General features: G+C 69.8%; 22 protein-coding genes and 1 tRNA gene. 8 read left to right on the top strand and 15 right to left on the bottom strand.

The features are described from left to right. Positions 1–29: 29 nt before the first annotated feature. The 3 genes from HEB94_RS31130 to HEB94_RS31120 all read left to right on the top strand — a co-directional run bounded on the left by HEB94_RS31130 (position 30) and on the right by HEB94_RS31120 (position 2,929). On the top strand, positions 30–152 hold the full coding sequence (locus HEB94_RS31130; protein WP_202896650.1) for a helix-turn-helix domain-containing protein: 123 nt from the start codon (positions 30–32) through the stop codon (positions 150–152). A gap of 867 nt (positions 153–1,019) precedes the next feature. Then, complete coding sequence (locus HEB94_RS31125; RefSeq protein ID WP_273376828.1) at positions 1,020–2,267, top strand: MFS transporter; 1,248 nt, start codon at positions 1,020–1,022, stop codon at positions 2,265–2,267. Positions 2,268–2,557: 290 nt separating this feature from the next. Continuing rightward, positions 2,558–2,929, top strand: coding sequence for a DUF6431 domain-containing protein (locus HEB94_RS31120; RefSeq protein WP_192753173.1), 372 nt, complete (start codon positions 2,558–2,560; stop codon positions 2,927–2,929). 832 nt (positions 2,930–3,761) lie between these two features. Here the strand turns inward: HEB94_RS31120 and HEB94_RS31115 are convergent. The 6 genes from HEB94_RS31115 to aroH form a co-directional block, all read right to left on the bottom strand. Next, a tRNA-Pro gene (locus tag HEB94_RS31115) sits at positions 3,762–3,835 on the bottom strand. A 181-nt stretch (positions 3,836–4,016) separates the two neighbouring features. Beyond that, positions 4,017–5,429: a ribosome biogenesis GTPase Der gene (gene der / locus HEB94_RS31110; RefSeq protein ID WP_192753172.1), complete on the bottom strand. Its 1,413-nt coding sequence runs from the start codon at positions 5,427–5,429 to the stop codon at positions 4,017–4,019. 98 nt (positions 5,430–5,527) lie between these two features. Further along, positions 5,528–6,262: a lysophospholipid acyltransferase family protein gene (locus HEB94_RS31105; RefSeq protein ID WP_192753171.1), complete on the bottom strand. Its 735-nt coding sequence runs from the start codon at positions 6,260–6,262 to the stop codon at positions 5,528–5,530. After that, positions 6,259–6,966 (bottom strand): (d)CMP kinase, encoded by a 708-nt coding sequence (cmk, locus tag HEB94_RS31100; RefSeq protein WP_192757210.1) that lies wholly within the window; start codon positions 6,964–6,966, stop codon positions 6,259–6,261. Before cmk ends, HEB94_RS31105 begins: the two co-directional genes overlap by 4 nt. A gap of 31 nt (positions 6,967–6,997) precedes the next feature. After that, positions 6,998–8,110, bottom strand: coding sequence for a prephenate dehydrogenase (locus HEB94_RS31095; RefSeq protein WP_192753170.1), 1,113 nt, complete (start codon positions 8,108–8,110; stop codon positions 6,998–7,000). Beyond that, the gene (gene aroH, locus HEB94_RS31090) at positions 8,107–8,514 is read right to left on the bottom strand and encodes a chorismate mutase (RefSeq protein ID WP_337918071.1); all 408 of its coding nucleotides are present in this window, start codon (positions 8,512–8,514) and stop codon (positions 8,107–8,109) included. Before aroH ends, HEB94_RS31095 begins: the two co-directional genes overlap by 4 nt. Before the next feature lie 238 nt (positions 8,515–8,752). Here aroH and HEB94_RS31085 point away from each other — a divergent pair, with 238 nt between their 5' ends. Then, on the top strand, positions 8,753–9,649 hold the full coding sequence (locus HEB94_RS31085) for an aminoglycoside phosphotransferase family protein (protein WP_192753168.1): 897 nt from the start codon (positions 8,753–8,755) through the stop codon (positions 9,647–9,649). A gap of 6 nt (positions 9,650–9,655) precedes the next feature. On the opposite strand, the gene HEB94_RS31080 is transcribed toward HEB94_RS31085, so the two are convergent. Together HEB94_RS31080 and HEB94_RS31075 are read right to left on the bottom strand one after the other, a co-directional pair. Next, positions 9,656–10,657, bottom strand: coding sequence for an acyltransferase domain-containing protein (locus tag HEB94_RS31080; protein WP_192753167.1), 1,002 nt, complete (start codon positions 10,655–10,657; stop codon positions 9,656–9,658). Further along, positions 10,654–11,103, bottom strand: a complete 450-nt coding sequence (locus HEB94_RS31075; RefSeq protein WP_192753166.1) for an ester cyclase — start codon at positions 11,101–11,103, stop codon at positions 10,654–10,656. The genes HEB94_RS31080 and HEB94_RS31075 overlap by 4 nt, the downstream gene beginning before the upstream one ends. Positions 11,104–11,159: 56 nt before the next feature. On the opposite strand from HEB94_RS31075, the gene HEB94_RS31070 reads away from it, so the two are divergent. Both HEB94_RS31070 and HEB94_RS31065 read left to right on the top strand, forming a co-directional pair. Beyond that, the gene (locus HEB94_RS31070; RefSeq protein WP_192753165.1) at positions 11,160–11,759 is read left to right on the top strand and encodes an NUDIX hydrolase; all 600 of its coding nucleotides are present in this window, start codon (positions 11,160–11,162) and stop codon (positions 11,757–11,759) included. Between the two features lie 43 nt (positions 11,760–11,802). Beyond that, complete coding sequence (locus HEB94_RS31065) at positions 11,803–12,843, top strand: DUF4037 domain-containing protein (RefSeq protein ID WP_192753164.1); 1,041 nt, start codon at positions 11,803–11,805, stop codon at positions 12,841–12,843. A 4-nt stretch (positions 12,844–12,847) separates the two neighbouring features. On the opposite strand, the gene HEB94_RS31060 is transcribed toward HEB94_RS31065, so the two are convergent. Together HEB94_RS31060 and HEB94_RS31055 are read right to left on the bottom strand one after the other, a co-directional pair. Then, positions 12,848–13,948, bottom strand: a complete 1,101-nt coding sequence (locus tag HEB94_RS31060) for an acetate/propionate family kinase (protein ID WP_192753163.1) — start codon at positions 13,946–13,948, stop codon at positions 12,848–12,850. After that, positions 13,948–16,344: a phosphoketolase family protein gene (locus HEB94_RS31055; protein WP_192753162.1), complete on the bottom strand. Its 2,397-nt coding sequence runs from the start codon at positions 16,342–16,344 to the stop codon at positions 13,948–13,950. Before HEB94_RS31055 ends, HEB94_RS31060 begins: the two co-directional genes overlap by 1 nt. 170 nt (positions 16,345–16,514) lie before the next feature. On the opposite strand from HEB94_RS31055, the gene HEB94_RS31050 reads away from it, so the two are divergent. Next, positions 16,515–17,477: a glycoside hydrolase family 16 protein gene (locus HEB94_RS31050; protein WP_192753161.1), complete on the top strand. Its 963-nt coding sequence runs from the start codon at positions 16,515–16,517 to the stop codon at positions 17,475–17,477. 128 nt (positions 17,478–17,605) lie between these two features. Here the strand turns inward: HEB94_RS31050 and HEB94_RS31045 are convergent, their stop codons facing one another. From HEB94_RS31045 to HEB94_RS31025, 5 genes are all read right to left on the bottom strand, one after another. Then, the gene (locus HEB94_RS31045) at positions 17,606–18,592 is read right to left on the bottom strand and encodes an HNH endonuclease (protein WP_192753160.1); all 987 of its coding nucleotides are present in this window, start codon (positions 18,590–18,592) and stop codon (positions 17,606–17,608) included. After that, positions 18,582–19,004, bottom strand: coding sequence for a hypothetical protein (locus HEB94_RS31040; RefSeq protein WP_192753159.1), 423 nt, complete (start codon positions 19,002–19,004; stop codon positions 18,582–18,584). The genes HEB94_RS31045 and HEB94_RS31040 overlap by 11 nt, the downstream gene beginning before the upstream one ends. Positions 19,005–19,249: 245 nt before the next feature. Then, entirely contained in the window at positions 19,250–19,987 is a 738-nt protein-coding gene (locus tag HEB94_RS31035; RefSeq protein WP_192753158.1) for a creatininase family protein, read from the bottom strand. A 184-nt stretch (positions 19,988–20,171) separates the two neighbouring features. Further along, on the bottom strand, positions 20,172–20,642 hold the full coding sequence (locus HEB94_RS31030; RefSeq protein WP_337918070.1) for a pyridoxamine 5'-phosphate oxidase family protein: 471 nt from the start codon (positions 20,640–20,642) through the stop codon (positions 20,172–20,174). 3 nt (positions 20,643–20,645) lie between these two features. Then, on the bottom strand, positions 20,646–22,235 hold the full coding sequence (locus tag HEB94_RS31025) for a protein kinase domain-containing protein (protein ID WP_192753157.1): 1,590 nt from the start codon (positions 22,233–22,235) through the stop codon (positions 20,646–20,648). A 349-nt stretch (positions 22,236–22,584) separates the two neighbouring features. On the opposite strand from HEB94_RS31025, the gene HEB94_RS31020 reads away from it, so the two are divergent. Next, positions 22,585–23,976 (top strand): cation:dicarboxylate symporter family transporter, encoded by a 1,392-nt coding sequence (locus tag HEB94_RS31020; protein ID WP_192753156.1) that lies wholly within the window; start codon positions 22,585–22,587, stop codon positions 23,974–23,976. Positions 23,977–24,106: the final 130 nt, after the last annotated feature.

Here is a 24,106-nt window from a genome sequence, read left to right as displayed (position 1 = left end):
GTTCAGCACTCGTACTATGCGTAAACGTCATGGACTTCACTGATGTGTCGCTGACCGCGCTGCACGTGTTGCGCGCCGTGGCCGAACAAGGAACCTTCACCACGGCCGCCGCGCCGCTCGGGTACACCCAGTCGGCGATCTCCCGGCAGTAATCGCGCGCTAGTTGCACGGCCGCTGCCCGTGTCAACGGCGGGTGAATCTGGACCCCCTGGCGACGGCTGCGTGGGTCCCGGCTGGCACGCGCCACGGGCCGACCACGCCGGAACCGGAAGGCACAGGCCGTCGGCCTGCCCTCCACAGAGTCCACCAACGAGCGCCGCCCGCACGACGGCCGAGCGGCTGGGCCGCGTCGGCGGCGCTCTTGGGCCTCATCGACAGGTCCGGTCAGCAGAAGGGTAAGTGAGCGCCTGGACTAGACGAGAGCCACCAAGCCGAAAGTGAACGGCATTGTCACTCACTTAGTCACCCACGCATCAGCGTCCGGGGCACTTTCGTCATCTGTCGGGCTGGCGGGATTTGAACCCACGACCCCTTGACCCCCAGATTGCACGGGGGAAACGAAGACCCTGGTCAGATGGCGTGCATCGGTAAACATTGCGTGCAGAGCCACGCTCCGAACGCATGCCCGGCGAGAGCGTTAGTCCGTACTCCTCCCCTTGCCACTCCCCCCGCTCATGGACAGCTTGGAAGTCAGGCCCCCGTTGGGCTACGACGTTGGGTCACGCTGGGTCAGGAGTACGCCTTGATCCCGTCGGACGCTTTGCGCTCGACGTTGAAAACCTAGCGTGACCGGTGGCGGCATTCCGCTGTCAGCGGATGTGATGGACATCGCCGGTGCCGACTCCGAGACTTGCAGCGCGCTGACCCGCATCAAAGATCCGAACCGGAGCGGCAACCACCGGAGCAGATGTGTGGATACCCGAGGAGCGCACGCATAGGTCCAGGTCCAGGTCCCACCGACATCTGAATGTGTCCGTCGCCTTGTTCAGGCTCTCTCGCCACACGGAAGGGCGAAGTCGTTGACGAGCACTCCTGTACCCGCCCCGACTCCCCTGCGCAAGAACCGCGACTTCATGGTGTTGTGGGCCGGACACGCGATCTCAGCCTTGGGAACCAGCATCGCCATGATCGCCTACCCCCTGCTGGCGCTGCTGGCGACCGGTTCAGCACGCACGGCCGGCATCATCGCCTTCGTGGGAATGGCGGCTGGAGCGGTCCTGCAGCTGCCTGCCGGAGTGTTCGTGGACCGGCTCCCACGCAGGGCGCTGCTGGTCACGTGCGACGCGATCAGAGCGGTGGCCACAGCATCAGTTGCCCTGGCTGTCGTGGCCGACCGTCTTAGCATGGCGCACCTCGTCGTCGCGGCCGTCATAAACGCCGCGTGCGACGCGTTCTTCGGCCCTGCTCAGATGGTTGCTGTCCGGCAGGTCGTGCCCACGACACAGCTACCGAACGCCATGGCCCAGAACGAGGCGCGCGGTCACCTGGCCACTCTCGGGGGCCCGCCTCTGGGCGGCCTCCTCTTCGGTGTCGCGGCCGCCTTGCCGATCGCGGTGCAAGCCGCGAGCTTCCTGACCAGCGGTCTCCTCATCGGCTCGATCAAGCGGAGACTGTACGGCGAGGAAGGGCGACAGGCGAACCCCCGGCCGCTGCGCAAGGACCTCCTCACTGGCATCCAGCTGGTGTGGGGCAGTGCGTTTCTGCGAGTCACGCTGCTGTGCGCGGCGGGATATCAGTTCATCTTCCCCGCTGTCATCCTTGTGGTGATCGCGTCGACCAGTGCACGGGGGGCGCCAGCCGTCGAGATCGGCGCGGCTTTCTCCCTGGCCGGCATCGGCGGGATACTGGGGGCGTGGCTCTCCCCGCAGATCCAGCGACGGCTCCCACCGCCTGTGCTGGTGTGTCTCTTCGGCGCGACCGCCACTTTCGCTCTGGGCGCTCTGATGTTTGCATACAACCCGTTCGTTATTGGCGCCCTTCTGGCACTGACGTACTTCACCTCTGCCCCGGCCAACGGGATGCTCGCCGCAGTCCAGATCAGCATTACTCCACCAGAGATGCAAGGGCGGGTGCTGAGCGCGGTCATGCTCGTGGCCAGCCTCGCCGCGCCGTTGGGTCCCCTCGCCGGCGGATGGCTGCTCCAGGATTTCGGTGCGCGCGCGACATTCGTCGTGCTCACCTGCATATCCGCGGCCATCACCGCGCTAGTTCTCATCAGTCCTGCCATCAGACACATGCGCTTGCCTGTTGACCGTCGCACAGCATGAGCATGCTCCGTCACTCGGCTTGAGCAGGACTTGAGGAGTAATAGTTCGTCCAGCTCTTGTCGGTTCGCGCACCATGTGCGACGACATCGTGAGCATGAAGGCGGCGTGACTCGTCAGGATGTCTCGGCAGGTCTGGATCGTGTTCGCGATGAGGATCGAGGCCCTGACACCCGTTGTCGTACGAACGCTTTGTCGGGATGTTGATCGTCGGGCAGGCTGCAATACCAGTTGCCCCTTCCCAGCCCGACCGTGGCGTGGCCAGGCTGGCCGGATGGCTGGAGTGAGTGATCGTGATCTGGGTCGTGGACGTCGATGCAGCTCGGCGCCCGCTGCTGCGTGGGCGTCTGCGCTGTCCTCAGCCCGACTGCGCCGGTGTCCTGCGCAGCTGGGCCAGTGCCCGGACCCGCTCGCTCAGGTTGCCGGGCGGGTGCGAGGTCGGGGTGACCCCGGACCGGGTGCGGTGCGGCACGTGTCGTGGCACCCACGTCCTGTTGCCGGCGTTCTACGTGCCGCGGCGGGCCTACAGCGCCGAGGTGATCGGCGCAGAACTGGTCGGGAACGTCGACGGCCACGGGTACAGGCAGATCGCTGCCGGGCTGGGTGTGCCAGCGGCGACTGTGCGGGGATGGCTGCCGGCCTACGGCGGGGTGCACGAGCGTTGATCTCGCACGCAGCCACGGTCGCCGCCAGCGCGGGAGCCGGCCTTTTCGACGCTGTTCTCCGGCCAGCTGGCACGGCACCGAGCTGGCTGAGGCCCTCGACGCCCTCGCCGACGCCGCCCGGTCCTTCAGCGGCGACACTGACCAGCCTCCGCCGGTGCGGCCCGCTCGCCCCGGCTCTACTGGCTTCGACTACCTGGGGCTACTCGCCGCACCAACACCGCCGTCAGATCGAAGACCGACTCCATTTGGCCGACCCCGACAGTGGACTGGCGACGCTGCCGCCGTGACACCCAGCGGCTGACCACCCGAGCCCCGCCACCACAGCCACACCCCGAACCAGGCGACAACCCGAGCATGAACGCGACATTATGCACACCGAGACGGCCACCCCACTCCGATGCCCACGCCCTTCATGCTCACCGCGAATGACGCCGACATGCTCATCTCGAGTGGCGGGCAACACTTGCCCGCGCCGAATGATCGGGAGAACCACGGCTGACATCCCAACACGCCGGAGCACGGGCCTTCCCCTCCGGAGAGAGGACCGGGGTTTCGGGGGCGGAGCCCCTGAGGTCTTCGATGAGAACAGGTCCCCCGCCGGGCGCCGAGCGTCCGAGGACGGCCCCCAGAGCCGCCCGCAAGGGCGGGCCGATGCAGCGCCGCGTCAGCGGCGCCATGATCCACAAGAGAGCCTAAGTCGGCAACGTCCACAGCGGTCAAGATCAGCGATGTCGCGACGCAGATCTAGACCCTAGTCACTCAGTTAGTCACCTGTGGTCCCCAGATGGCCCACCAATTGGAGCGCCACCGCCGCTGACCTGCGGAAACTCTGTCGGGCTGGCGGGATTTGAACCCACGACCCCTTGACCCCCAGTCAAGTGCGCTACCAAGCTGCGCCACAGCCCGTTGCCCGGCATAACCGGCCAAGCGGATGGAACCTTACCGCAGGCCGGCCCGGGCTCCCCCACCGGCTCCCTGTGCGTCACCGGGTGGCAACCCGGCCTCCGGGTATCCGCACCAATCCTGCCAAAGCGACACCACCGGACGCCCCGCGGCCAAGACCCCAGCGAGGCGCCGGCGGCGCCACCTAGCTCTTCTTCCCCCGCTTCTCGCGTACCTTCAGCGAGATCATGATCGGTGAGCCGTCGAAGCCGAACTCCTCGCGGAGCCGGCGTTCGATGAAGCGGCGGTAGGACGCCTCGAGGAACCCGGTCGTGAAGAGCAGGAACTTCGGCGGCGAGGTCTGCGGCTGGGTGCCGAACAGGATCCGGGGCTGCTTCCCGCCGCGGAGCGGGTGCGGGTTGGCGGCGACGAGCCGGCCGAGGAAGGCGTTGAGCTGCGCCGTGGAGACCCGCGTCTCCCACCCGCCCAGTGAGGTCTCGATCGCGCGGACGAGTCGGTCGACGTGCCAGCCGGTGCGGGCGCTGACGTTGATGCGGGGCGCCCAGCGGACCCGAACCTGGCGGTCCAGTTCCTTCTCTATCCGCAGCCGCCGCTCCTCGTCGACGAGGTCCCACTTGTTGAACGCCAGGACCAGGCCACGTCCGGCGTCGACGACGTTGGTGATGATGCGTAGGTCCTGCTCGGACAGCGGCTGCGAGGCGTCCAGCAGCACGACGGCGACCTCGGCCCGCTCGATGGCGGCGGAGGTACGCAGGCTCGCGTAGTACTCGTGCCCGGACGCCTCGCGCACGCGGCGCCGGATGCCCGCGGTGTCGATGAAGCGCCAGGTCTTACCGCCCAGCTCGACGAGCTCGTCGACCGGGTCGACGGTCGTACCGGCGACCTCGTCGACGACCACCCGCTCCTCCCCGGCGAGCCGGTTGAGCAGGCTGGACTTCCCGACGTTCGGCTTGCCGACCAGGGCGATCCGGCGGGGCCCCCCGGTGGTGGGCTCCCGCTCGGCCGGGGCGTCCGGAAGCACCTCGAACAGCGCGTCCAGCAGGTCACCGCTCCCCCGCCCGTGCATCGCCGACACGGCCTGGGGCTCGCCCAGGCCGAGCGACCACAGAGCGGTGGAGTCGGCCTCGCCGCGCTGGTCGTCGGCCTTGTTGGCCGCGACCACGACCGGCTTCCCCGAACGCCGGAGGATCTTCACCACGGCCTCGTCGACGTCGGTGGCACCGACGGTCACGTCGAGTACGTACAGCACCACGTCGGCGGCGGCGACGGCCAGCTCGGCCTGCGCGGAGACCCGCGCCATGAACCCTCGCGCCTCGGGGTCCCAGCCGCCGGTGTCGACGAGGGTGAAGCGCCGTCCGCGCCAGTTCGCGTCGTAGGCGACCCGGTCACGGGTGACCCCCGGGATGTCCTCGACGACCGCCTCGCGGCGGCCGAGGATGCGGTTGACCAGGGTCGACTTGCCGACGTTCGGCCGCCCGACGACGGCGACGACCGGTACGTCCTCCGGGCCTTCGCCACCTTCGACCGGCATGCCCTCGGCGTCGAACTCCTCCACGTCGAAATAGTCCTCGACGCGAGTCTGCTCCTCGTTGCTCACAGAAAGTCCTCAAATGTTCGATGCCGGGCGGCGGGTCGGATCATGTCGCTGTCCTGCGGACCTTAGTCCGTGGACTACGAAGTGACGAAGTCCGTGGACTACGAGGTGACGACCGGTCCGGGTTCGGTTTCAGGTCGGGGAACCGGGCCGGGAAGGTCCCGGCCGGTCACCCCACAGGAGTAACGCACGTGGCTCACCAACCATTTCTGGAGCCAGCGTGCCTGTTCGCGTACTTCGTGGGTACGCCGGGGCCACTCGGTGCGCTGCAGCCGGACCGGGGGCCCGAAGACGACGTCGACCGTGGAGCGCATCCGGGGCAGCGTGCCGATCGACCCGCCGGAGGGCCGGGTGCCGAGGCAGACGACCGGAACGACGGGCGCGCCGGTGCACATCGCGAGGTAGGCGACGCCGGGTTTGATCAGGGCGAAGTCGCCGGCGCCTCGCGCGCCCTCGGGATAGATCGCGAGCACGTCCCCGCGGTCCAGGACGGCCAACGCCGACTTGACGGCGCCCGGGTCGTAGGCCTCCCGGTCGACCGGTATCTGGCCGAGCCTGCGCAGGGCGCGTCCGGTGGTACCCCGGAACATCTCCTGCTTCACGACCGCGTGCACCGGTCGGTGCGCGACGGCACACAGCAGCGGGCCGTCGAGGATGCCGAGGTGGTTGGACGCGAGGATCACCGGACCACCGGCTGGTACGTGGTGCTGGTCGTAGATGCGGACCTTCCAGGCGGTCCGCATCAGGCCCGTGACGAACGGGCGTACCGTCTTCAGACTTCGCCGTGGTGGCCCCTGTGCGCCGCTCCAGTACTGCGGCACCACCTGGCTGGTCATCGCCGGCCGTGCGCCCCGGCGTGCTCGCCGGCGAGGGCGCAGATCCGGTCGATGACCTGCTGCAGGTTGAGTTCGGTGGTGTCGAGAACGACGGCGTCGGCTGCCTTGTTCAGGGGTGAGGTGGTACGGCTGGAGTCCTTGCGGTCCCGCAGCGCCATCTCCTTCTGGGTGAGGGTGAGCTCGAGCTTCGCCCCGGCCAGCCCTTCGGCAGCACGGCGACGAGCGCGCTCCTCCTCGTGCGCCGTCAAGTAGACCTTGACATGTGCCTTCGGCGCGACCGTCGTACCGATGTCACGGCCTTCCACGACGATGCCGCCGGAGCCGATCAGCTCGCGCTGAATCTCGACCATCCGCCTGCGCACGGCGGGTACGGCGGCCACCGCGCTGACGGCGTTGGTCACCTCACGGGACCGGATCGGACCGGCCACGTCGACGCCGTCGACCGCGATGGTCGGATGCTCGGGGTCGATGCCGACCTCGATCTCCGGCTCGCTGGAACGCGCGGCGACCTCATCGGAGTCGTCGACCGGAACGCCGACCTGAATCATCCACCAGGTGATGGCGCGGTACATCGCCCCGGTGTCGAGGTAGCGCAACTCCAGCCTGCGCGCGACACCCCGCGCGGCGCTGGACTTTCCGGAGCCGGACGGACCGTCGATGGCCACCACGATCCCGGCTCTGCCTGCGTCGTCGGCTCGCTCCACCTGTCGTCTCCCTCGAAGCGTTGTGGGGAGGCTACCCGTGCACGTCCCACCCGTGTCGCGCCAGGGCCTCCAGTAGCGCGGGTACGGCGCCTTGATGAACCGACAACTCCACCAGACCGGCCGGAGTGCCCGGGCTGTGGTCGATGCGGACATCCTCGATGTTGACACCGGCGGCGCTGACGTCGGCGAACAGACGCGCCAACTCGCCGGGTTGGTCGGGCAGCGGCACCGGCACCGCGGCGAAGACGCCCGGCCGCGCGCCGTGCTTCCCCGGCAGCCGGCCGACGCCCGTCACGCCACGCTCCAACGACCTGCGCAGGTCGTCGACGGCCGACGAGGCGGGCTCGAGCTTCTCCAGCGTCAGGGCCGCCTGGTGCATCTTGTCGGCCACCTCGTGCAGCAGCCGGGCGACAGGTTCGGCGTTGGCGGAGAGGATCTGCGTCCACAGTTCCGGATCGCCGCCGGCGATCCGGGTCACGTCGCGCAGGCCCTGACCGGCGAGAACGAGGTGGTCCTCCGCGGCGCCGGTCAGCATTCCCGCGACGACGGTGGAGGCGACCTGGGGCAGGTGGGAGACCAGCGCGACCCTTTCGTCGTGCTGGGCCGGGGTGAGGCGGACCGGGAACGCGCCGCAGGCGAGCGCCAGGGCCTCGACCGTTTCCACCGCGTCGGTTCGGCTCTGGGGGTGCGCCGTCACCGCCCACGCCCGCCCGTCGAACAGGTCGGCCCGGGCCGCGAGGGGACCGGAGTGCTCGCTGCCGGCCATCGGGTGACCGCCGACGTAACGGTCCAGGGACGCCGCGGCATGCGTGCCGGCGTCGGTGAGCGGGGCGGCCTTGACGCTGCCGAGGTCGGTGACGGTGGCGGCGGGGAACCTCGCCAGCGCGTCCGCGATCACGCGGCCGAGCGCGGCTGGGGGTACGCCGACCACCGCGAGGTCGACCTCGGCCTCAGTTTCGGCAGCTGTCCCGGCATCCGTCAGGAGAGGCTTGCCGGCGCCGAGCGACACGGCGACCCGCAGGTTGGCCGGGTCGAGATCCTCGAGGAACACCTCGACCCCGGCCCGACGCAGCGCGAGTCCGACCGACGTGCCCATCAGGCCGGCGCCGATCACGACCACCCGTCGAAACGGCAGGTCGCTCATGCCGGCGCTCCCTCGACCGGAGGCGTGCCGGCCGAAGCCTCATCGGGTACGGCGTGCACATGGGCGAGGTCGCGCCGTAGCGCGGCCGCACCATGCAGGTAGACGTGGGTGATCTCGTCCCGGGACAGCTCGGTCTCGACGTGGGCGAGCAGCCGGACCACGAGCGGCATCGACCCCTCGATCTCCAGCTCCCGGGCGCACAGGAGCGGGACGTCGGTCATGCCCATCTGCCGGGCGGCATAGGCGGGGAACTCCGACTTCACATCGGACGTCGCGGTGAAAATGATGCTGATCAGGTCGTCATTGCCGAGATCGTTCCGTCGCAGGACGTCCCTGACCAGCTCCGCCACACGCTCCAGCAGGTGCTCGCGCTCGTCGACCTCGAGCTGGGTCGCTCCGCGCACTGCCCGGACAGCCACCTTTGGGGGTTCCCTTCTGTACGCCGTTTCCGCCCCTCAGCCTATCGACGCCCCCTGGATCGCCCCCGCCGGCCGTCGGCCAGCAGGTACGCCAGGTGCGTCAGGCGCGCCGAACAAAGGCGTGGCCCGCCCACCCCGCCGCCGGTAGGGTCCCGGCCGGGACGCGCCGGCACGTCGCGACCCGTATGCGCACCCGGGCGGGACGGAGCCGAACGCAGCGGTGATGGAGATCGACATACCCGACACCTTCGTCGAGGAACGGACCCGGATCGCGGGCACGCAGGGTCACCAGTGGATCGCTGGCATACCCGCCCTGGTCGAGCGGCTGTGCGAGCGGTGGGACCTGCGGCTGGACTCGGAATCACCGCGGCACGGTGCGAACAGCCTCGTCCTCTCCGCGCGGCGTCGCGTCGACGGAGCCCCCTGCGTCCTCAAGGTCTGCCAGCCGCCGGAGACCACCGTGACCGAGGCGATCGGGCTGCGGGCCTGGGCGGGGCGGGGCGTCGTCCGCCTGCTGGACGCCTGGACCGACGACGGCGCGCTGCTGCTCGAACGCCTCGACGCCGGTCGGTCGCTGGCCGATGTCGAGCTGCTGCCCGCCGCCGAGCTGGCCGGTGCGCTGCTCCGGCGCCTCACCATGCCGGCACCGCCGGGCATCCCGCGGCTCGCCGACATCGGCACGGAGATCGCCGAGACGGTGTGGCCCCGGCAGCGGGCCCTGGGAGGGCCGCTGCCGGGGCCGTGGGTCGACCTCGCCGCCCGGACGGCACGTGACCTGGCCGCCGACGCGGGCGAGAGCCTCGTCCACGCCGACCTGCACTACGGCAACGTGCTTGCCGGAACGCGCGAGCCCTGGCTGGCCATCGATCCTCGGCCGGTGGCCGGGGACCCGGAGTACTCCGTGCCCGAGCTGATGTGGACACGGATCGACGAGGCGGCGGAGCCGGCGGACGTCCGTGACCTGCTCACCGCGTTGGCCGACGCCGGCGGACTCGACCGCGATCGGGCCCGGGCGTGGACCGTCGTGCGTGCCGTCGACTACTGGCTGTGGGGCCTCGGCATCGGGCTCACCGAGGACCCCGTCCGCTGCCGCCGCCTCGTCGGCACGCTGGCCGGGTAGGCAGGCTCAGAGCGCGAGCCAACCGGAACGCACCTGCCAGTGCCGGCCGGACTCGAGGTGCTGGACGACCGCCCGCTCCAACGTCGTACGTCGAGGCAGGTCCTCGATGCGCGGGTTGATCAGCCGGAACACGAACTGGAACACGTCCTTGTCGCCGTCGTGTCCGCCGGGCACCACCTGGAAGCGCCGCTGGAACCGCACGATGTTGGAGTCCTCCGGGAGGTACTCCGCGAGTTGCGGGTCGAGCAGCCAGGACGAGCACACCGCGTAGCGGTAGTTGTCCTCGGGGAAGTACCGGTCGTAGAACTCCTTGGCCCGCCGGAAGGACTCCTCGCAGGCCTCGGGAGTCATCGGGCCGGACTCGGGGATGTGGACGCCGAGCACCGGGTCACCCTTGCCGAACGGCGCACCCGCCGTCGCGATCGTCTCCTCGTCGTACTGGACCCGGCCCCGGTTGAACTGCAGCCGGCCCATGTCGTAGATGAGTCCCCGGAAGTGCAGCGAGAACCAGAACTGCACGTCGAGCCCGCCGACGCCGCCGTGGATCCGGCGGTAGACCGCGATCTGCCGGCCCAGGTCGGCGAGGATCCCCCAGCTGTCCTCGGCGGGGATGCCGCGCTTCTCGTGGTAGCGCAGCAGCGCGGGGATCGAGGCCAGGAACACGTGGACGTAGAAGAACCGCCCCTTCGCCTCCAGAGCGGCCGGCAGGTGCGGCCACCGCAGCCACGGCGAGTCCACGTCGCCCATCTGGCGGATCAGCTGCCGGTGGCAGCGCTGCAGCAACCACCACAGCTCCGGCTCCTGCGCCGCGGAGAACGCCGTCGCCTTGATCTCCGCCAGGTCGTCGTCGTGCAGGCCCAGCGGCTGCGCGAGGGCGTCCACCTGGGCGGCCTCCGGGAGCGACACCTCCTCCGACTCTCCTATCGCGTCGAGCTCAGCCACCCAGCTCGCGTACTCCTCGCCGGCTCCCAACCACGCAGTCACCTTCGCCGCATCCAGCTCACTCACGCGTTGCTCTCTCCCTCGACCCCGAGCTGCGCCATCAGATGATCGGCATCTGAGGACACCCAGTATTCGGCCACCTTGCCGTCGGCCAACCGAACCAGATCCATGCCGGAGAACGCCACCCGCGTTCCAACTGGCGCACTCGCGCCGGGCAGCCCACCGCGGAAAGAGCCCGAAAACGTCCAGCGTGCGGCCACCAGGTCACCCTCCGCGACAGGTCCCTGATCGAGCGTGACACGCACGTCGTCGAAGAGCGCGAGACTCCGCTCGATGGTGTCGACGATCGCCGCCGGTCCGTGGGCGGGGTCGTGCTGGCCGCCCCGCCGGATGGCGAAGTCGTCGGCGACGATCCGCTCCGCGAGGCTCGCGCGTCGCCGCGGCGAAGCGTGCCAGAGGTCGAGAAGGAAGCTGCGGTAGAGGTCCTTGGCCTGCTCTGCTGCGGACGACATGGTTCTCCCGTGATCGGAACTCCGCGCCCCTCGGTTGTCGCTGCGAGACTGGGCGGATGGAGATCGCCGGTAACCGCGACCCCGCCCTGCTCCGCCTCCTCGCCGGGCGGCGCCCCGCGGCCGTGCACCGCGAGTCCTGGGGCGTGGATGCCAGCATGCCGCTGGAACTCGCGTCGTGCCTGACTCCCACGCCGGTGCCGGACACGCTCGTACCCGCCGACCTGGTCACCTCGGTGCGTTGCCTGGTCAGCGCGCCGGGCGGGGTCGTGGTCTGCGCGAACAGCCGCGAGCAGCACGTCCTGCCCGGCGGACGGCGGGAGACCGGCGAGACCTTCGCGGAGACCGCCGCCCGCGAGGTCGTCGAGGAGACGGGCTGGCGGCTCGACCCAGGAACGCTGAGACCGCTCGGCTTCCTCCACCTCGCCCACCTGGGCGCGCGCCCCACCGGCTACGCCTACCTCTACCCGGACAGTCTGCAGTGGGTCTTCGGCGCCCACGCGGTCACGCGCGAGGTGGCGCCCGACGCCGCCTGGACCGACACCGAAGGGTGGGAGCTCGCCAGCCGGGTGGTCGCCGTGGCCGAGCTCCCCTCGCTTCCACTCTCCCCGGGTAATCGAGCGTTCCTCGACGCCCACCTCGCCGGCCGTACGCCATAAACCGGTTGCCGCCACCCCCGCCGCACCACCGAGGATGGTGCCCATGACCCAGACGTTCGTGCCGTCCCTCGAGCTGAACGCTGCCTTCTACGCCGAGGTCGTCGCACCCCTGCTCGGACCCCTCGAGCACGCGGCCGCGCTGCTCGGCTGGGGCTCGGACGTCCTCGGCTACGACACGGCCCGCTCCACCGACCACGGCTGGGGGCCACGGCTGCAGATCTTCGTGGCGGCCGACGACGTGGACGCCGTCCGGGAGCGGGTGGACGCCAGGCTCCCGCGGACGTTCCGGAACTGGCCGGTCCGGTTCGGTTGGGACGACGTACCCGAGCAGCATCGGGTCGACGTCCTCACCTGGCGCGACTGGCTGCACGGCCAGCTCGGCCTCGATCCCCTCGGCGGGATGAGCCCGCTGGACTGGCTGACGATCCCCCAGCAGCAACTGCTCGGAGTCGTCCGCGGCGCGGTGTACGCCGACCCGAAGGGCGAGCTCGCCGCGACCCGGGAGGCGCTGCGCTGGTACCCCCGGGACGTGTGGCTGTGGATGCTCGCCTCGCAGTGGGGCCGGATCGCGCAGGAGGACGCCTTCGTCGGGCGTACGGCGGAGGTCGGGGACGACCTGGGTTCGGCACTGCTGGCTGGTCGGCTGGTCCGCGACGCGATGGGGGTGGCGTTCCTGCTCGCCGGTGAGTATCGCCCGTACTCCAAATGGTTCGGTACGGCGTTCGCCCGGCTTCCCGGCGCCGCCGAGCTGACCCCGCCACTGCGGCGAGCGGCCGCGGCCACCGACTTCCCCGCCCGGGAGGCGGCGCTGGTCGAGGTCTACGAACTCCTCGCCCGGCAACACAACGCCTCCGGGCTCACCGTCCCGATCGACGACCCGACGGTTCGCCCGTTCCACGGCCGGCCGTTCCAGGTGCTCGACGCCACCCGCTTCGCGAACGCGTGCCGGGACGCGATCGAGGATCCCTGGCTGGCCACACTCCCCCTCGTGGGCTCCGTCGACCAGTTCGCCGACTCCACCGACGTCCTGTCGGCCGCCGACCGGGCACAGCACCTGCGTGCCCTCTACACCGGCCTGAGCTGAGCGGTCACCGGTCCTCGGGGGCACACACCCGGCGTACCTCCGCGGCGATCTCGAGGTCCTCCCGGGCGGTGACCACGAGGGTCCGTACGGCGCAGGCCAGGGCACTGATGTCGGTGTCCCCGTCCGCCTCGGCGTTGCGGTCGGGGTCCACCTCGATGCCGAGGTAGCCGAGTCCGCGCACCGCCCCGTCGCGGATCGGTGCCGCGTGCTCACCCACACCACCGGTGAAGGCGAGGACGTCGAGACCACCGAGGCTGGCGGTCATGGCGGCGATCTGCGCGCGCAGCCGGTGCAGGTAGACCTCGACGGCGAGCCGGGCCCGTGGGTCGCCCGCGGCGGCGTCGTCCAGGACGATCCGCATGTCGCCCGTGCCGGCCAGGCCGACCAGTCCGCTGTGGCGTTCGAGGGCGGTGTCGAGTTCCTCCGCGTCGACGACGCGGTTGCGCAGCAGCCACACCAGGAGACCCGGGTCGACGTCCCCGGACCGGCTCGCCATCACGAGACCGGCGAGCGGGGTGAACCCCATGGTGGTGTCGACGCTGCGGCCGGCCCGGACGGCGGTCACCGAGGCGCCCGCGCCCAGGTGGCAGACGACCGTCCGCAACTCCTCGATCGGGCGGCCCACCATCTCCGCGGCCCGCCGCGCGGCGTAGGCGTGGGACAGTCCGTGGAAGCCGTACTTCCGCAGGCCGTACTCCTCGCGCCACTCCGCCGGAACGGCGTACGTCGACGCCGCCGGTGGCATGGTGGCGTGGAACGCCGTGTCGAAGCACGCGACGACAGGCACGTCCGGCAGCGCCCGGGACACCAGGTCGATGCCCGCGAGCGCCGCCGGCTGGTGCAGCGGGGCGAGGCCGACGTACTCCTCCAGTCGGTCCCGAACTCCCTGGTCGATCCTGACCGCGTGGGTGTAGGCGGGGCCACCGTGCACGACCCGGTGGCCCACCGCCTCCGGAGTCTGGAGTTCCTCCAGCGCCTCTTCCAACGCCCGCTGTCCGGACTCCGCGTCGGAGACCTCGACCTGCCGGCTCGCGAGGACCTTGTCGTCGTCCAGCAACGACAGCTTCAGGGTCGTCGACCCAGCGTTGACCACGAGGATTCGCATCAGTCGTCCACCTCCGCATGTCCGACACCCGGCCAGGTCCAGTCCCGGATCTCCGGCGGGTCCTCGCCGTACTCCCTGGTGTGGAGCCGGGCCGCCAGCCGAGCGTCCACCATGCGCTGCCGCAGCGCCGCCGAACGCACCGCGAGTCCCGGCACCCGATCGATCACGTCCATGACGAGGTGGAAGCGGTCCAGGTCGTTCAACATCACCATGTCGAACGGCGTCGTCGTGGTGCCCTCCTCCAGGTAACCACGCACGTGGAAGTTGGCGTGGTTGGTCCGGCGGTACGTGAGCCGGTGGACGAGCGGCGGATAGCCGTGAAACGCGAACACGACGGGCCGGTCGACCGTGAAGAGCGCGTCGAACTCCCGCTCGGGCAGGCCGTGTGGATGCTCGGTGTCGGACTGCAGGCGCATCAGGTCGACGACGTTGACGACCCGGACCCGGACCTCGGGCAGGTGCTGGCGGAGCAGGTCGACCGCGGCCAACGTCTCCATGGTCGGGACGTCTCCCGCACACGCGAGTACGACGTCTGGCTCCGCTCCCTGGTCGTTGCTCGCCCACTCCCAGACGCCGATCCCACGGGTGCAGTGCGCGATGGCCTCCCGCATCGACAGCCAGTTCGGCTGGGGGTTCTTGCCCGCGACGACGACGTTGATGTAGTCCCGGCTGCGCAGGCAGTGGTCCGCGACCGAGAGCAGGGTGTTGGTGTCCGGGGGCAGGTACACCCGGATGATCTCGGCCTTCTTGTTGACCACCAGGTCGAGGAAACCGGGGTCCTGGTGGGAGAAGCCGTTGTGGTCCTGCCGCCACACGTGGGAGGACAGCAGGTAGTTGAGCGAGGCGATCGGCGCCCGCCAGGGGATCTGCCGAGTGACCTTCAACCACTTGGCGTGCTGGTTGAACATCGAGTCGACGATGTGGATGAACGCCTCGTAACAGTTGAACAGGCCGTGCCGGCCGGTGAGGAGATAGCCCTCCAGCCAGCCCTGGCACAGATGTTCGGACAGGACCTCCATCACCCGACCGTCGGGGGCGAGGTGGTCGTCACCGGGGAGGCGTTCGGCGTCCCAGGCCCGGTCCGTCGCCTCGAACACCGCCGACAGCCGGTTGGAGGCGGTCTCGTCCGGACCGAAGAGCCGGAAGTTCGTCGGGTTGGCGCGGATCACGTCGCGCAGCCAGGTGCCGAGCACGTGCGTCGGCTCGCCGCTCGTGGCACCGGGCGCCGGGACGTCGACTTCGTAGTCGCGGAAGTCGGGCAGGTCCAGCGGACGCATCAGGACGCCGCCGTTCGCGTGCGGGTTCGCACTCATCCGGCGTTCACCGGACGGCGCGAGCGCGGCCACCTGCGGGCGCAGGCGGCCGTCGGCGTCGAAGAGTTCCTCCGGCTGGTAGCTCAGCATCCAGTCCCGGAGCTGTTCCAGGTGCGCGGGGTTGGTGCGGACCTCGCTCAGCGGGACCTGGTGCGCCCGGAAGGTCCCCTCCACCCGACGCCCGTCGACCTCGCGGGGACCCGTCCATCCTTTCGGCGTACGCAGGACGATCATCGGCCAGCTCACCGGACCAACCGCTCCGCGTTCCCGGGCCCTCAACTGGATGGCGCGGATCTCGTCGTACGCCGACTCCAACGCCCGCGCGAACTCCTGGTGCACCTCGGCCGGCTCGTCGCCGGCCACGACGTACGGGGTGTAACCGGAGCCCTCGAGCAGGAGGAGCAACTCCCGCTCCGGGATCCGGGCCAGCACCGTCGGGTTCGCGATCTTGTAGCCGTTCAGGTGGAGTACCGGCAGGACCGCCCCGTCACGCGCGGGGTCGAGGAACTTGTTCGAATGCCAGCTCGCCGCGAGCGGCCCGGTCTCCGCCTCGCCGTCGCCGACGACACAGCACACCAGCAGGTCGGGGTTGTCGAAAGCCGCCCCGTACGCGTGCAGCATCGAGTAGCCCAGCTCGCCGCCCTCATGGATCGACCCGGGAGTCTCCGGGGCGACATGGCTCGGTATCCCGCCCGGGAAGGAGAACTGCCGGAACAGCCGACGCAGACCTTCGGTGTCCCTGCCGACCCGCGGGTAGACCTCGCTGTAGGTGCCCTCGAGATAGGTGTTGGCCACCACGCCCGGCCCACCGTGTCCAGGACCCGCGACGAAGATGGCCGAGACGTCGCGGGCCCGGATCAAGCGGTTCATGTGGGCGTAGACGAGGTTCAGGCCCGGTGTAGTGCCCCAGTGCCCGAGCAGCCTCGGTTTGATGTCCGACGGCTCCAGCGGCCGGCGCAACAGCGGGTTGTCGAGGAGATAGATCTGACCGACCGACAGGTAGTTGGCGGCGCGCCAGTAGGCGTCGATCAGGGCGAGCTCGGAGCTGGACAGGGTGGTCGTCTCGGCGGTGCCGGCGGTCATGAACGCTCCCGTCGTCGTCACACGCTGGGCAGCCTGCCCGGGCGCCACCCACGCAAACCCATGATCGCCGCTGGATCAGGCCTAAATCGGGATGTAACCGGAGCCGGTCAGACCCGTTGACGAACGCCCGCCGCCCGACTTCACTCGGCGCAACTCCCAGGAGGTCGACGATGTCCCGCCGACTTGTCAGACGTACCCCTCTTCTCGCCGCCGCGGCCGCGTGCCTCACGCTCGGCGCGCTCACCACTGCCGCTGTCAGCCCGCGGACCGCGACGGCAGCCGAGCCGGGGCGAACCGCCGCGGCATCCGCTGACGGCACCGGGTCCTCCGCTGCCGGTGCCGGTGCCGCTGCCGCTGCCGGTGCCGCCAACGCCGCCGATCCGGACGACCCACGTGCCTGTGCCCGTACCAAGCCGCCCGAGCCTCGCTGGCAGCTCGCCTGGCAGGACGAGTTCACCGGTTCGACGCTCGACCGCGCCAAGTGGAACACCGTCATGGACTTCCCCGGTCGAGCAGGCGGCCACTATCACAACAGTTCCTACGGCAGCTACGCGCTCGACTCCAACATCGTCATCCAGAACGGGCGCCTCCATCTGATCGCCGACGACGAGCCGGTGGTTGGCGACGACCCGCCCGGCACGTACGCGTACTCCGAAGGGTTCATGTCGTCCCACGACAAGTTCTCGCAGGCCTACGGGTACTGGGAGATCTGCGCGAGGTATCCCGCTGGACGTGGGCTGTGGCCGGCGTTCTGGCTGGTCCCGCAGGATCGCAGTTGGCCGCCGGAGTTCGATGTAGCGGAGTGGTTCGGCGGCATCGACGGAATGCACCAGGGCATCGCGACGGGTTCCTGGCCGAACGTCCGCTGGTCCAGCAACTGGACCTACGATCCCGCGCCCACCACCGGTTGGCACACCTACGCTCTGCGCTGGGAACCCGGCCGCGCCGTCTTCTACATCGACGGTCGCCCGACCCGTACCTTCGAGGGCTCCTTCGTGCCGGACAAGCCGATGTACGTCATCCTCAACAGCGGGGTCTGGATGAACGCCGACCGCGGCGGGCCGCCCGACGCCACCACGGTGTTTCCGAACAGCTTCGACGTGGACTACGTCCGCGTGTATCGCCGTCCCTGAGCCGATGCGTCAGCCGGTCCGTGAGCCGGGCCGGCTGCCCTCGCGATGTGTCGCGCCCACTCCCGAACCCCCCGGCAGTGACATGGCCACGCTGCTCGGCCCCTAGCTTCGACGCGGCGGCGTGCTTCTCAGAACGGCGGCGCGTCTGTGTCGTCGTTGTTGGCCGCGGTGTAGGTGGGTGTGGGTAGTTGGGGTGGTGGTGCGGGGTCGGTGAGGTTGGGTGGGTGGGTGGGTGGGTGGGTGTGGTGGTGTCTGCCGTGTGGGTTGGTGAGTCTGTAGTGGCCGGGTGTTGTCTGGTGGAGGGTCCAGGCTGATTCGGTTTTGGCTGTGTGGTGGTGGGGGCATAGGGGTGCGGTGTTCGTGGGTGTGGTGGGTCCGCCGTCCGCGTGGGGGGTGTTGTGGTCGAGGTCGCAGGTGGGGGCGGGTCTTCGACAGGTGGGCCAGATGCAGCGTTGGTTGAGGGCGTGCACGAGTTCTGCTTGTAGTCCGCGCAGGAACCGTTGCGGGAGCGGGTGCAGGTGCAGTAGTTGCCCGGTGATCGGATGGGTGACCCCGACGGTGTAGCGGGCATCGGGGTTGGTGAGCTGGTTGAGGGTCAGTCGGCGGGCGACCTCGGTGACGATCGGTCCGAACCCGCCGAGTTCACCGGGCCGCTGCGACAGTCCCATCAGCGTGGTGAGCGGAACGTTTAGCTGGATCCGGGCCCGCACCCCCACCCTGGGCGCACCACTCCCCCGACCGGCACTCGCGGCTGCATCGGCGGTGGTCGGATCGTCTGCGGGTTCAGCGGCACTGGCCGTGGCTGCGGCGATTGTGGGTGTGGCTGGTTGCGGTGCACGAGGCGCGGGAACCTTCACCACACCACGGCGAGCCTGATCACTCGACTCGCCAGCAGCCCTGCCGCCGTCACCGTCGTCGCGGCCGTCAGCGTCACCGTTACGCGGGTTGCCGGTGTCGTGGGGGTCGGGGTTGTGGATGTGGGTGCGACCCGACAGCAAGCTGGTGGCGATGTCGGCGCGAAGCTGGCCGAGCCGGCGCAGGTCGCCTGCCTGTTTCATGGTGCGGGCGATCGCATCCACATAGCCGAACGCCTCCGCCGCCTGATCAGCCGGCACTCCCCGAACGGCAAGGTCGGCGGCACCATCGATCAAGAGCAGCCCGCGTCCGCGGCAACTCGGACAGGATCAGAGCCAGGGCCGCGTACCAGTCAGCGTGATAAGCAGTCCACCCCAACAACGGCTCCAACACCGCGGGCGTGTGCGGATCCAACGACTCCATCCGCACCGCGGGGTCGTCGATCAGACCCGGCGGGGTGTGCGCCAACTCCACCACCTCACCCAGACACCCCTCCTCCAACCAACTGATCAACCGCCGCCGCGCACGAACCAACTCCTCCAACTCAACCCCGTTACAGTCCCCCCGCGACACCGCCAACAAAACCGACAACAACCCAGGACCCGGCAGCATCTCAGCGAACCCCGCAGGCAACGGAGACACCCGCACCGACACACCACCAGACTCGCCCATACGCCCGATCCTACCGGCGACGAAGACCCAAAGCGAACCAGAAACCCCTTATCCACAAGGCGAAACAGCCCGCCATGAGCAACCGCCCACCTGTCGGTTGACCGTGATAATGCAACCTCGAGCCGGACTAGACGACCCCCACCTCGCCGGTCGTGACCGCGGTCGTTCGCCGCGCCACGAAGCGCCGTCAACAATGTATTGACAACGCGGTCGACGACCCAGAGATGTTCGCCACCGAAGCGCTCCTACAGCGCAGCCGCCAAGGCGACGAGCTGGCCCGCGAGCGTACTCACCAGATGATCGAGCCATTCCTTGCCCTGCTGGGCATCGGCGTTCGCCGGCTCGTCGGTGAAGCCCTTCTGTTCGTGCCATGATGCCTGGCGCTGGATCTCCACCCCGGGAACACTCGGAACGACGGGGACAGCTCCCCGCGGCGTACGTTCCTGGACAAGGGTCGGATCGACGGCGAGCACCAGCGAGGTCTCGAAGCCGCCCGCGTGCCCGGGCAGGGGTGTCGCCCCGAGGTCGGCTCCGGCGGCCGCGTCCCAGTAGTCCAGATAAGCGACGGTGATGGGCGATCGGACCGACGCCGCCGCGGCGGCAGCCGAGCAGATTCCCCGGTTGCCGCCGTGCCCGTTGACGATCACGAGCCGACGCCCGCCGCAATCGGCGACGGAGCGGGCGACGTCGAGAAGCAGCGCGAGCAGCGTCTCCGGTCGCAGCGAGATGGTCCCGCCGAACGGCAGATGGTGATCGGACGCCCCGATCGGGAGCGTCGGGGCGAGAACGAACGTTCGCGTCGCGGACGCCGCGGCCATCTCCGCCGCCCTGGTGGCCGCGGTCTCCGCGAGCAACGCGTCCGTTCCGGTCGCGAGGTGTGGCCCGTGCTGTTCGGTCGCCCCGATCGGGAGGACGACGACCGCCTCGGGGAGCAGCGCGCTGAGCTGCTCCCGGGTCTGAGCCTGCCACCGAACAACGCTCATGTCAGTCCTCTCTCGCCACGCCGCGTACGACGTACGGTGCCGCTCCGTCGCCCAAGCCTGACACGACCACACCGTGACATCGCACACGCACACCGTCCCGGGCGAGGTCACGCACACTGACCCGCGCGACGTCACGCATACCGACGCGGCGGCACCGACGCAAGAGAAGCGTCCGGCGTGCCGACTAGACGACCCAACGACCGTCCCGCAGCACGGTGCGGCCGGACGCCTCCCCCTGACCTCGCCAGGCCTGGATCCGGCGGGGCGTGACCCGCAGGTAGACGTACGCCACGCCGTCGATCTTGCGCGGATCCCACCCGAGCCGAGCGGCGAACCGGTCGGCGACCCCCACCGGAACGGTCTCCTCGCTGAAGGCGTCGACCAGGCCGTGGATGAGCACGACGTCGCGGGTGGCGGGCAGACTCATCCGGACCTGCCCCGCGGCACGCACGTTGCGCGCGGTGAGGTTGGTCTCGGGCGCCGCCATGGTCAGCGTCGTCCCGTCCCACACGAACGACAGTGGAGCGAGGAAGGCGTTGCCCCTCTCGTCCGCGGAGGAGACCCAGACGTCCTCCTCGCGCTCCAGACGCTGGAGGATGTCGTGCTTGCGTTGTCGGGCGCTGCGGGGAACCTGGGGCAGGGGTTCGCTCGACACGGATCAGTTGTCCCCGTTGTCCCGGTGACGGTTGTCTCCCCGGTCCTTGCCGTGATCGTCGCGGTTGCTGTTGTCGCGTACCCGCTCCACGGACTGCTCGTCAAGCCAGCCGGAACCCAGCAGGTTCATGAGCTGGCCCGATGTGGGGAGCTCGCGGTCCTGGAACGCGTTCGAGAGGTCCTTGCGCAGATCCTCGATCTTGTCCCGCGCCCGACCGGAGTCGCCCTTGGCGTAGGCCGAGCGGGCGTCGTCGATCGTGTCGCGCAGGTTGTCGGCCAGGTCCGGCGCGATCCGTCCGGTCGAGGCGAGCAGGGCGAGGGTCGTGTCCAGCCGGTTCAGCCACGCCGGCGAGCCGATCGCCAGCGGGTCGGAGTCGGAGGCAGTTGATGTCGTCTGTCGCGGAGGTGTCGGCGTACTGCTCGGGGTGGTCTTCGGCTCACTCGGCGTGGCCGAGGGCGTGGGGTTGCTCGTCGCGTCGTTGGCGACGGGTCGCCCACCCAGGGGGTTCGCGGAACGCCAGGCCCACACGGCCCCGCCCAGCAATGCGACGGCGACGAGGGAGGCGATCACGAGGGTCACCGCCGCCCCCACCTTCCTCCGGGGCCGCGTGCCCGCGGCGCGGGTCCGTGGCGGATCGCCGCCCGGGTCCGCGGCCACGGCCATCGTCCGCGTCGCGTCGGAGGCCGGGTTCTCGGTGTTCGGCACAGCGACCACCATCGGATGGACCATGGTCGGCGCGCCCGGATCGTCCTGGGGAACGGCGTGCTCGTCGGTGTCGGCCTCGGCCCGGCCGAGCAGGATCGACTGCACCCGGGCGGCGTCGACCGGACGCTCGGTGGGCTCCTTCGCCAGCAGGCTCAGGATCAGGTGGTCCAGGTCGGGTGGGACGTCGGAGCGCAACCGTGACGGCGGGGTCGGCTCGGTGTGCAGGTGGGCGTAGACGACCTCGGTCGACCCACCCACGAACGGCGTCCGCCCGCAAAGCAGCTGGTAGAGCACGCATCCGAGCGCGTAGAGGTCACTGCGAGCGTCCGCGATGTGACCCCGCGCCTGCTCCGGCGCGAGATAGGCGGCGGTGCCCACCACGGTGCCCGTGCGGGTGAGCCGGGTGGAGGCCTCGTCGAGCACCCTCGCGATGCCGAAGTCGACGACCTTGAGCGTGCCGTCCAGGGAGCGCATCAGGTTGCTCGGCTTGATGTCCCGGTGGACGACGCCGGCCCCGTGGGCGGCCTGCAGGGCGGCCGCGGTCTGGGCGCCGAGGTCGCGTACCTCGTCGACCGGCAGCGGGCCGCGCTGGGTGAGTTCGGCGGCGAGAGTACGACCGTCCAGTAGCTCCATCACGAGGAACGGCCGGCCCGACCACTCCCCCACGTCGAAGACCGCGACCACGTGACGGTGACTCAGCTGGGCCGCGGCGCGGGCCTCCCGAAGGAAGCGCTCCCGGTCGTCGGGGTCGCTCACGCCGGCGTGCAACACCTTCACCGCGACCGGCCGGCCGAGGGTGGTGTCGTAGCCCCGCCACACTTCGCCCATGCCGCCGCGGCTCAGGAGCTCCTCGAGGCGGTAGCGCCCGAGTGATGTGCCCGTCCTCACCGCACTCACATTCACCAGTCCTCAAGCCGCCGGAGTCCGACTCTGACAATTCGCTACGTCGCAGCAGCGTACGCAGCCTCGCGTCGAGGTGCACATACGCCATCGGACGGCACCGAGGCGCCGCCACTTCCGTCACACCCCGCGTCGCGGGTTCGACTGTCCGGATCGGGCCGTCCTTCGTGCGGATTCGCCGTCCATCCAGGGGAGGACCTCACCCGCCGGCGCGGTGGCGAAACGGATCCGCCCGCGACTCACCAACTCCGCGCCGTTGCACAATGCGTGAGGATTGCGCCACAGTCTGGCGTTGATCGGGGGTATCCGGCCCCCGCCGTCCGGACCAGGAGCTCACATGGCAGGCCAGACCCCGGCACGCGACGAGGTCTCCACGGCAAGGCGTGATCGAACTCACCTGCTCTATCCGGCTGTGATCGTGGCGGTGCTCGCGGGCATCGCCGTCGGACTGCTCTTCCCCGACTTCGGCACCAAGCTCAAGCCGATCGGCACCGGTTTCGTCAGCCTCATCACGATGATGATCAGCCCGGTGATCTTCTGCACGATCGTCCTCGGGGTCGGCTCCGTACGCCGGGCCGCAAAGGTGGGGCGCGTCGGCGGACTCGCGCTGGTCTACTTCCTCGTGATGTCGACGGTGGCGCTCGTCATCGGACTCATCATCGGCAACGCGATCCATCCAGGCTCGGGCCTGCAACTCTCCGAGGCGGTCCGAGCCGCGGGCCAGGAACAGGTGTCCGGCGAGGCGAAGAGCACCGTCGACTTCCTCCTCGGCATCATCCCCACGTCCCTGCTCTCGGCGCTCACCCAGGGCGAGGTTCTGCAGACACTTCTGGTCGCCCTGCTGGTGGGCTTCGCCGTCCAGGCGATGGGTCGACACGGTGAGCAGGTGATCTCCGCGGTGATCGTGATCCAGCGGTTGGTCTTCAAGATCCTCACCATGATCATGTGGCTCGCGCCTGTCGGCGCCTTCGGCGCGATGGCCGCCGTGGTGGGCTCGACCGGGGTCGACGCGCTGATCAGCCTCGCCCAGATCATGCTCGGCTTCTATCTCACCTGTCTGGTCTTCGTTTTCGTCGTACTCGGCCTGCTGCTCCGGTTCGTCGCCCGTACGTCGATCTTCGCGCTGCTGCGTTACCTCGCCCGGGAGTTCCTGCTGATCGTCTCGACGTCGTCGTCGGAGTCCGCGCTCCCCCGGCTGATCGCCAAGATGGAACACCTGGGCGTCAGCAGGTCCGTGGTCGGGATCACCGTCCCGACGGGGTACTCGTTCAACCTCGACGGCACGGCGATCTACCTCACGATGGCCTCGCTCTTCGTGGCGGATGCGCTCGGCACACCGATGTCGATCGGCGAGCAGGTCTCCCTGCTGGTCTTCATGGTGGCGGCGTCCAAGGGGGCGGCCGGCGTGACCGGCGCGGGGCTCGCCACCCTCGCGGGCGGACTGCAGAGCCATCGACCGGACCTGCTCGACGGTGTGGGTCTGATCGTGGGCATCGACCGCTTCATGTCCGAGGCGCGCGCCCTCACCAACTTCGCCGGCAACGCCGTCGCGACCGTCCTGGTCGGCACCTGGACGGGCGAGTACGACCGGGGCCGGGCCCAGCAGGTGCTCGCGGGCGCGAACCCGTTCGACGAGTCGACCATGCTCGACGAGCACCCGGACGGACGGGTTGGCGACCGTGACGGAAGCGTCGCACCCGAACCGGCGGGCGGGTCCGCTCGGGTGTGACCCGGGCGCTCCGCCCACGTTGACCGGCGTTCGACCGGGAGGTAGCGTCCAAGCGTCGATGAATTGACCAGATGGGCTCATTTGGTCAATCCGCCACGGCGGTGCCCTCGACCTGCGCGGCCAGGTGGAC

It is taken from the genome of Actinopolymorpha pittospori, from assembly GCF_014873875.1.
Taxonomy (GTDB): domain Bacteria; phylum Actinomycetota; class Actinomycetes; order Propionibacteriales; family Actinopolymorphaceae; genus Actinopolymorpha; species Actinopolymorpha pittospori.
This window is presented reverse-complemented; position numbering and strand designations above follow the sequence as displayed.

What these genes read in the sequence shown, in the direction of transcription:
- HEB94_RS31130 (WP_202896650.1), top strand. Translation starts at nt 30, where the DNA reads ATGGACTTCACTGATGTGTCGCTGACCGCGCTGCACGTGTTGCGCGCC.
- HEB94_RS31105 (WP_192753171.1), bottom strand. Translation starts at nt 6,262, where the DNA reads ATGACCAGCCAGGTGGTGCCGCAGTACTGGAGCGGCGCACAGGGGCCA.
- HEB94_RS31095 (WP_192753170.1), bottom strand. Translation starts at nt 8,110, where the DNA reads ATGAGCGACCTGCCGTTTCGACGGGTGGTCGTGATCGGCGCCGGCCTG.
- HEB94_RS31085 (WP_192753168.1), top strand. Translation starts at nt 8,753, where the DNA reads ATGGAGATCGACATACCCGACACCTTCGTCGAGGAACGGACCCGGATC.
- HEB94_RS31075 (WP_192753166.1), bottom strand. Translation starts at nt 11,103, where the DNA reads ATGTCGTCCGCAGCAGAGCAGGCCAAGGACCTCTACCGCAGCTTCCTT.
- HEB94_RS31070 (WP_192753165.1), top strand. Translation starts at nt 11,160, where the DNA reads ATGGAGATCGCCGGTAACCGCGACCCCGCCCTGCTCCGCCTCCTCGCC.
- HEB94_RS31065 (WP_192753164.1), top strand. Translation starts at nt 11,803, where the DNA reads ATGACCCAGACGTTCGTGCCGTCCCTCGAGCTGAACGCTGCCTTCTAC.
- HEB94_RS31060 (WP_192753163.1), bottom strand. Translation starts at nt 13,948, where the DNA reads ATGCGAATCCTCGTGGTCAACGCTGGGTCGACGACCCTGAAGCTGTCG.
- HEB94_RS31055 (WP_192753162.1), bottom strand. Translation starts at nt 16,344, where the DNA reads ATGACCGCCGGCACCGCCGAGACGACCACCCTGTCCAGCTCCGAGCTC.
- HEB94_RS31050 (WP_192753161.1), top strand. Translation starts at nt 16,515, where the DNA reads ATGTCCCGCCGACTTGTCAGACGTACCCCTCTTCTCGCCGCCGCGGCC.
- HEB94_RS31040 (WP_192753159.1), bottom strand. Translation starts at nt 19,004, where the DNA reads ATGGGCGAGTCTGGTGGTGTGTCGGTGCGGGTGTCTCCGTTGCCTGCG.
- HEB94_RS31035 (WP_192753158.1), bottom strand. Translation starts at nt 19,987, where the DNA reads ATGAGCGTTGTTCGGTGGCAGGCTCAGACCCGGGAGCAGCTCAGCGCG.
- HEB94_RS31020 (WP_192753156.1), top strand. Translation starts at nt 22,585, where the DNA reads ATGGCAGGCCAGACCCCGGCACGCGACGAGGTCTCCACGGCAAGGCGT.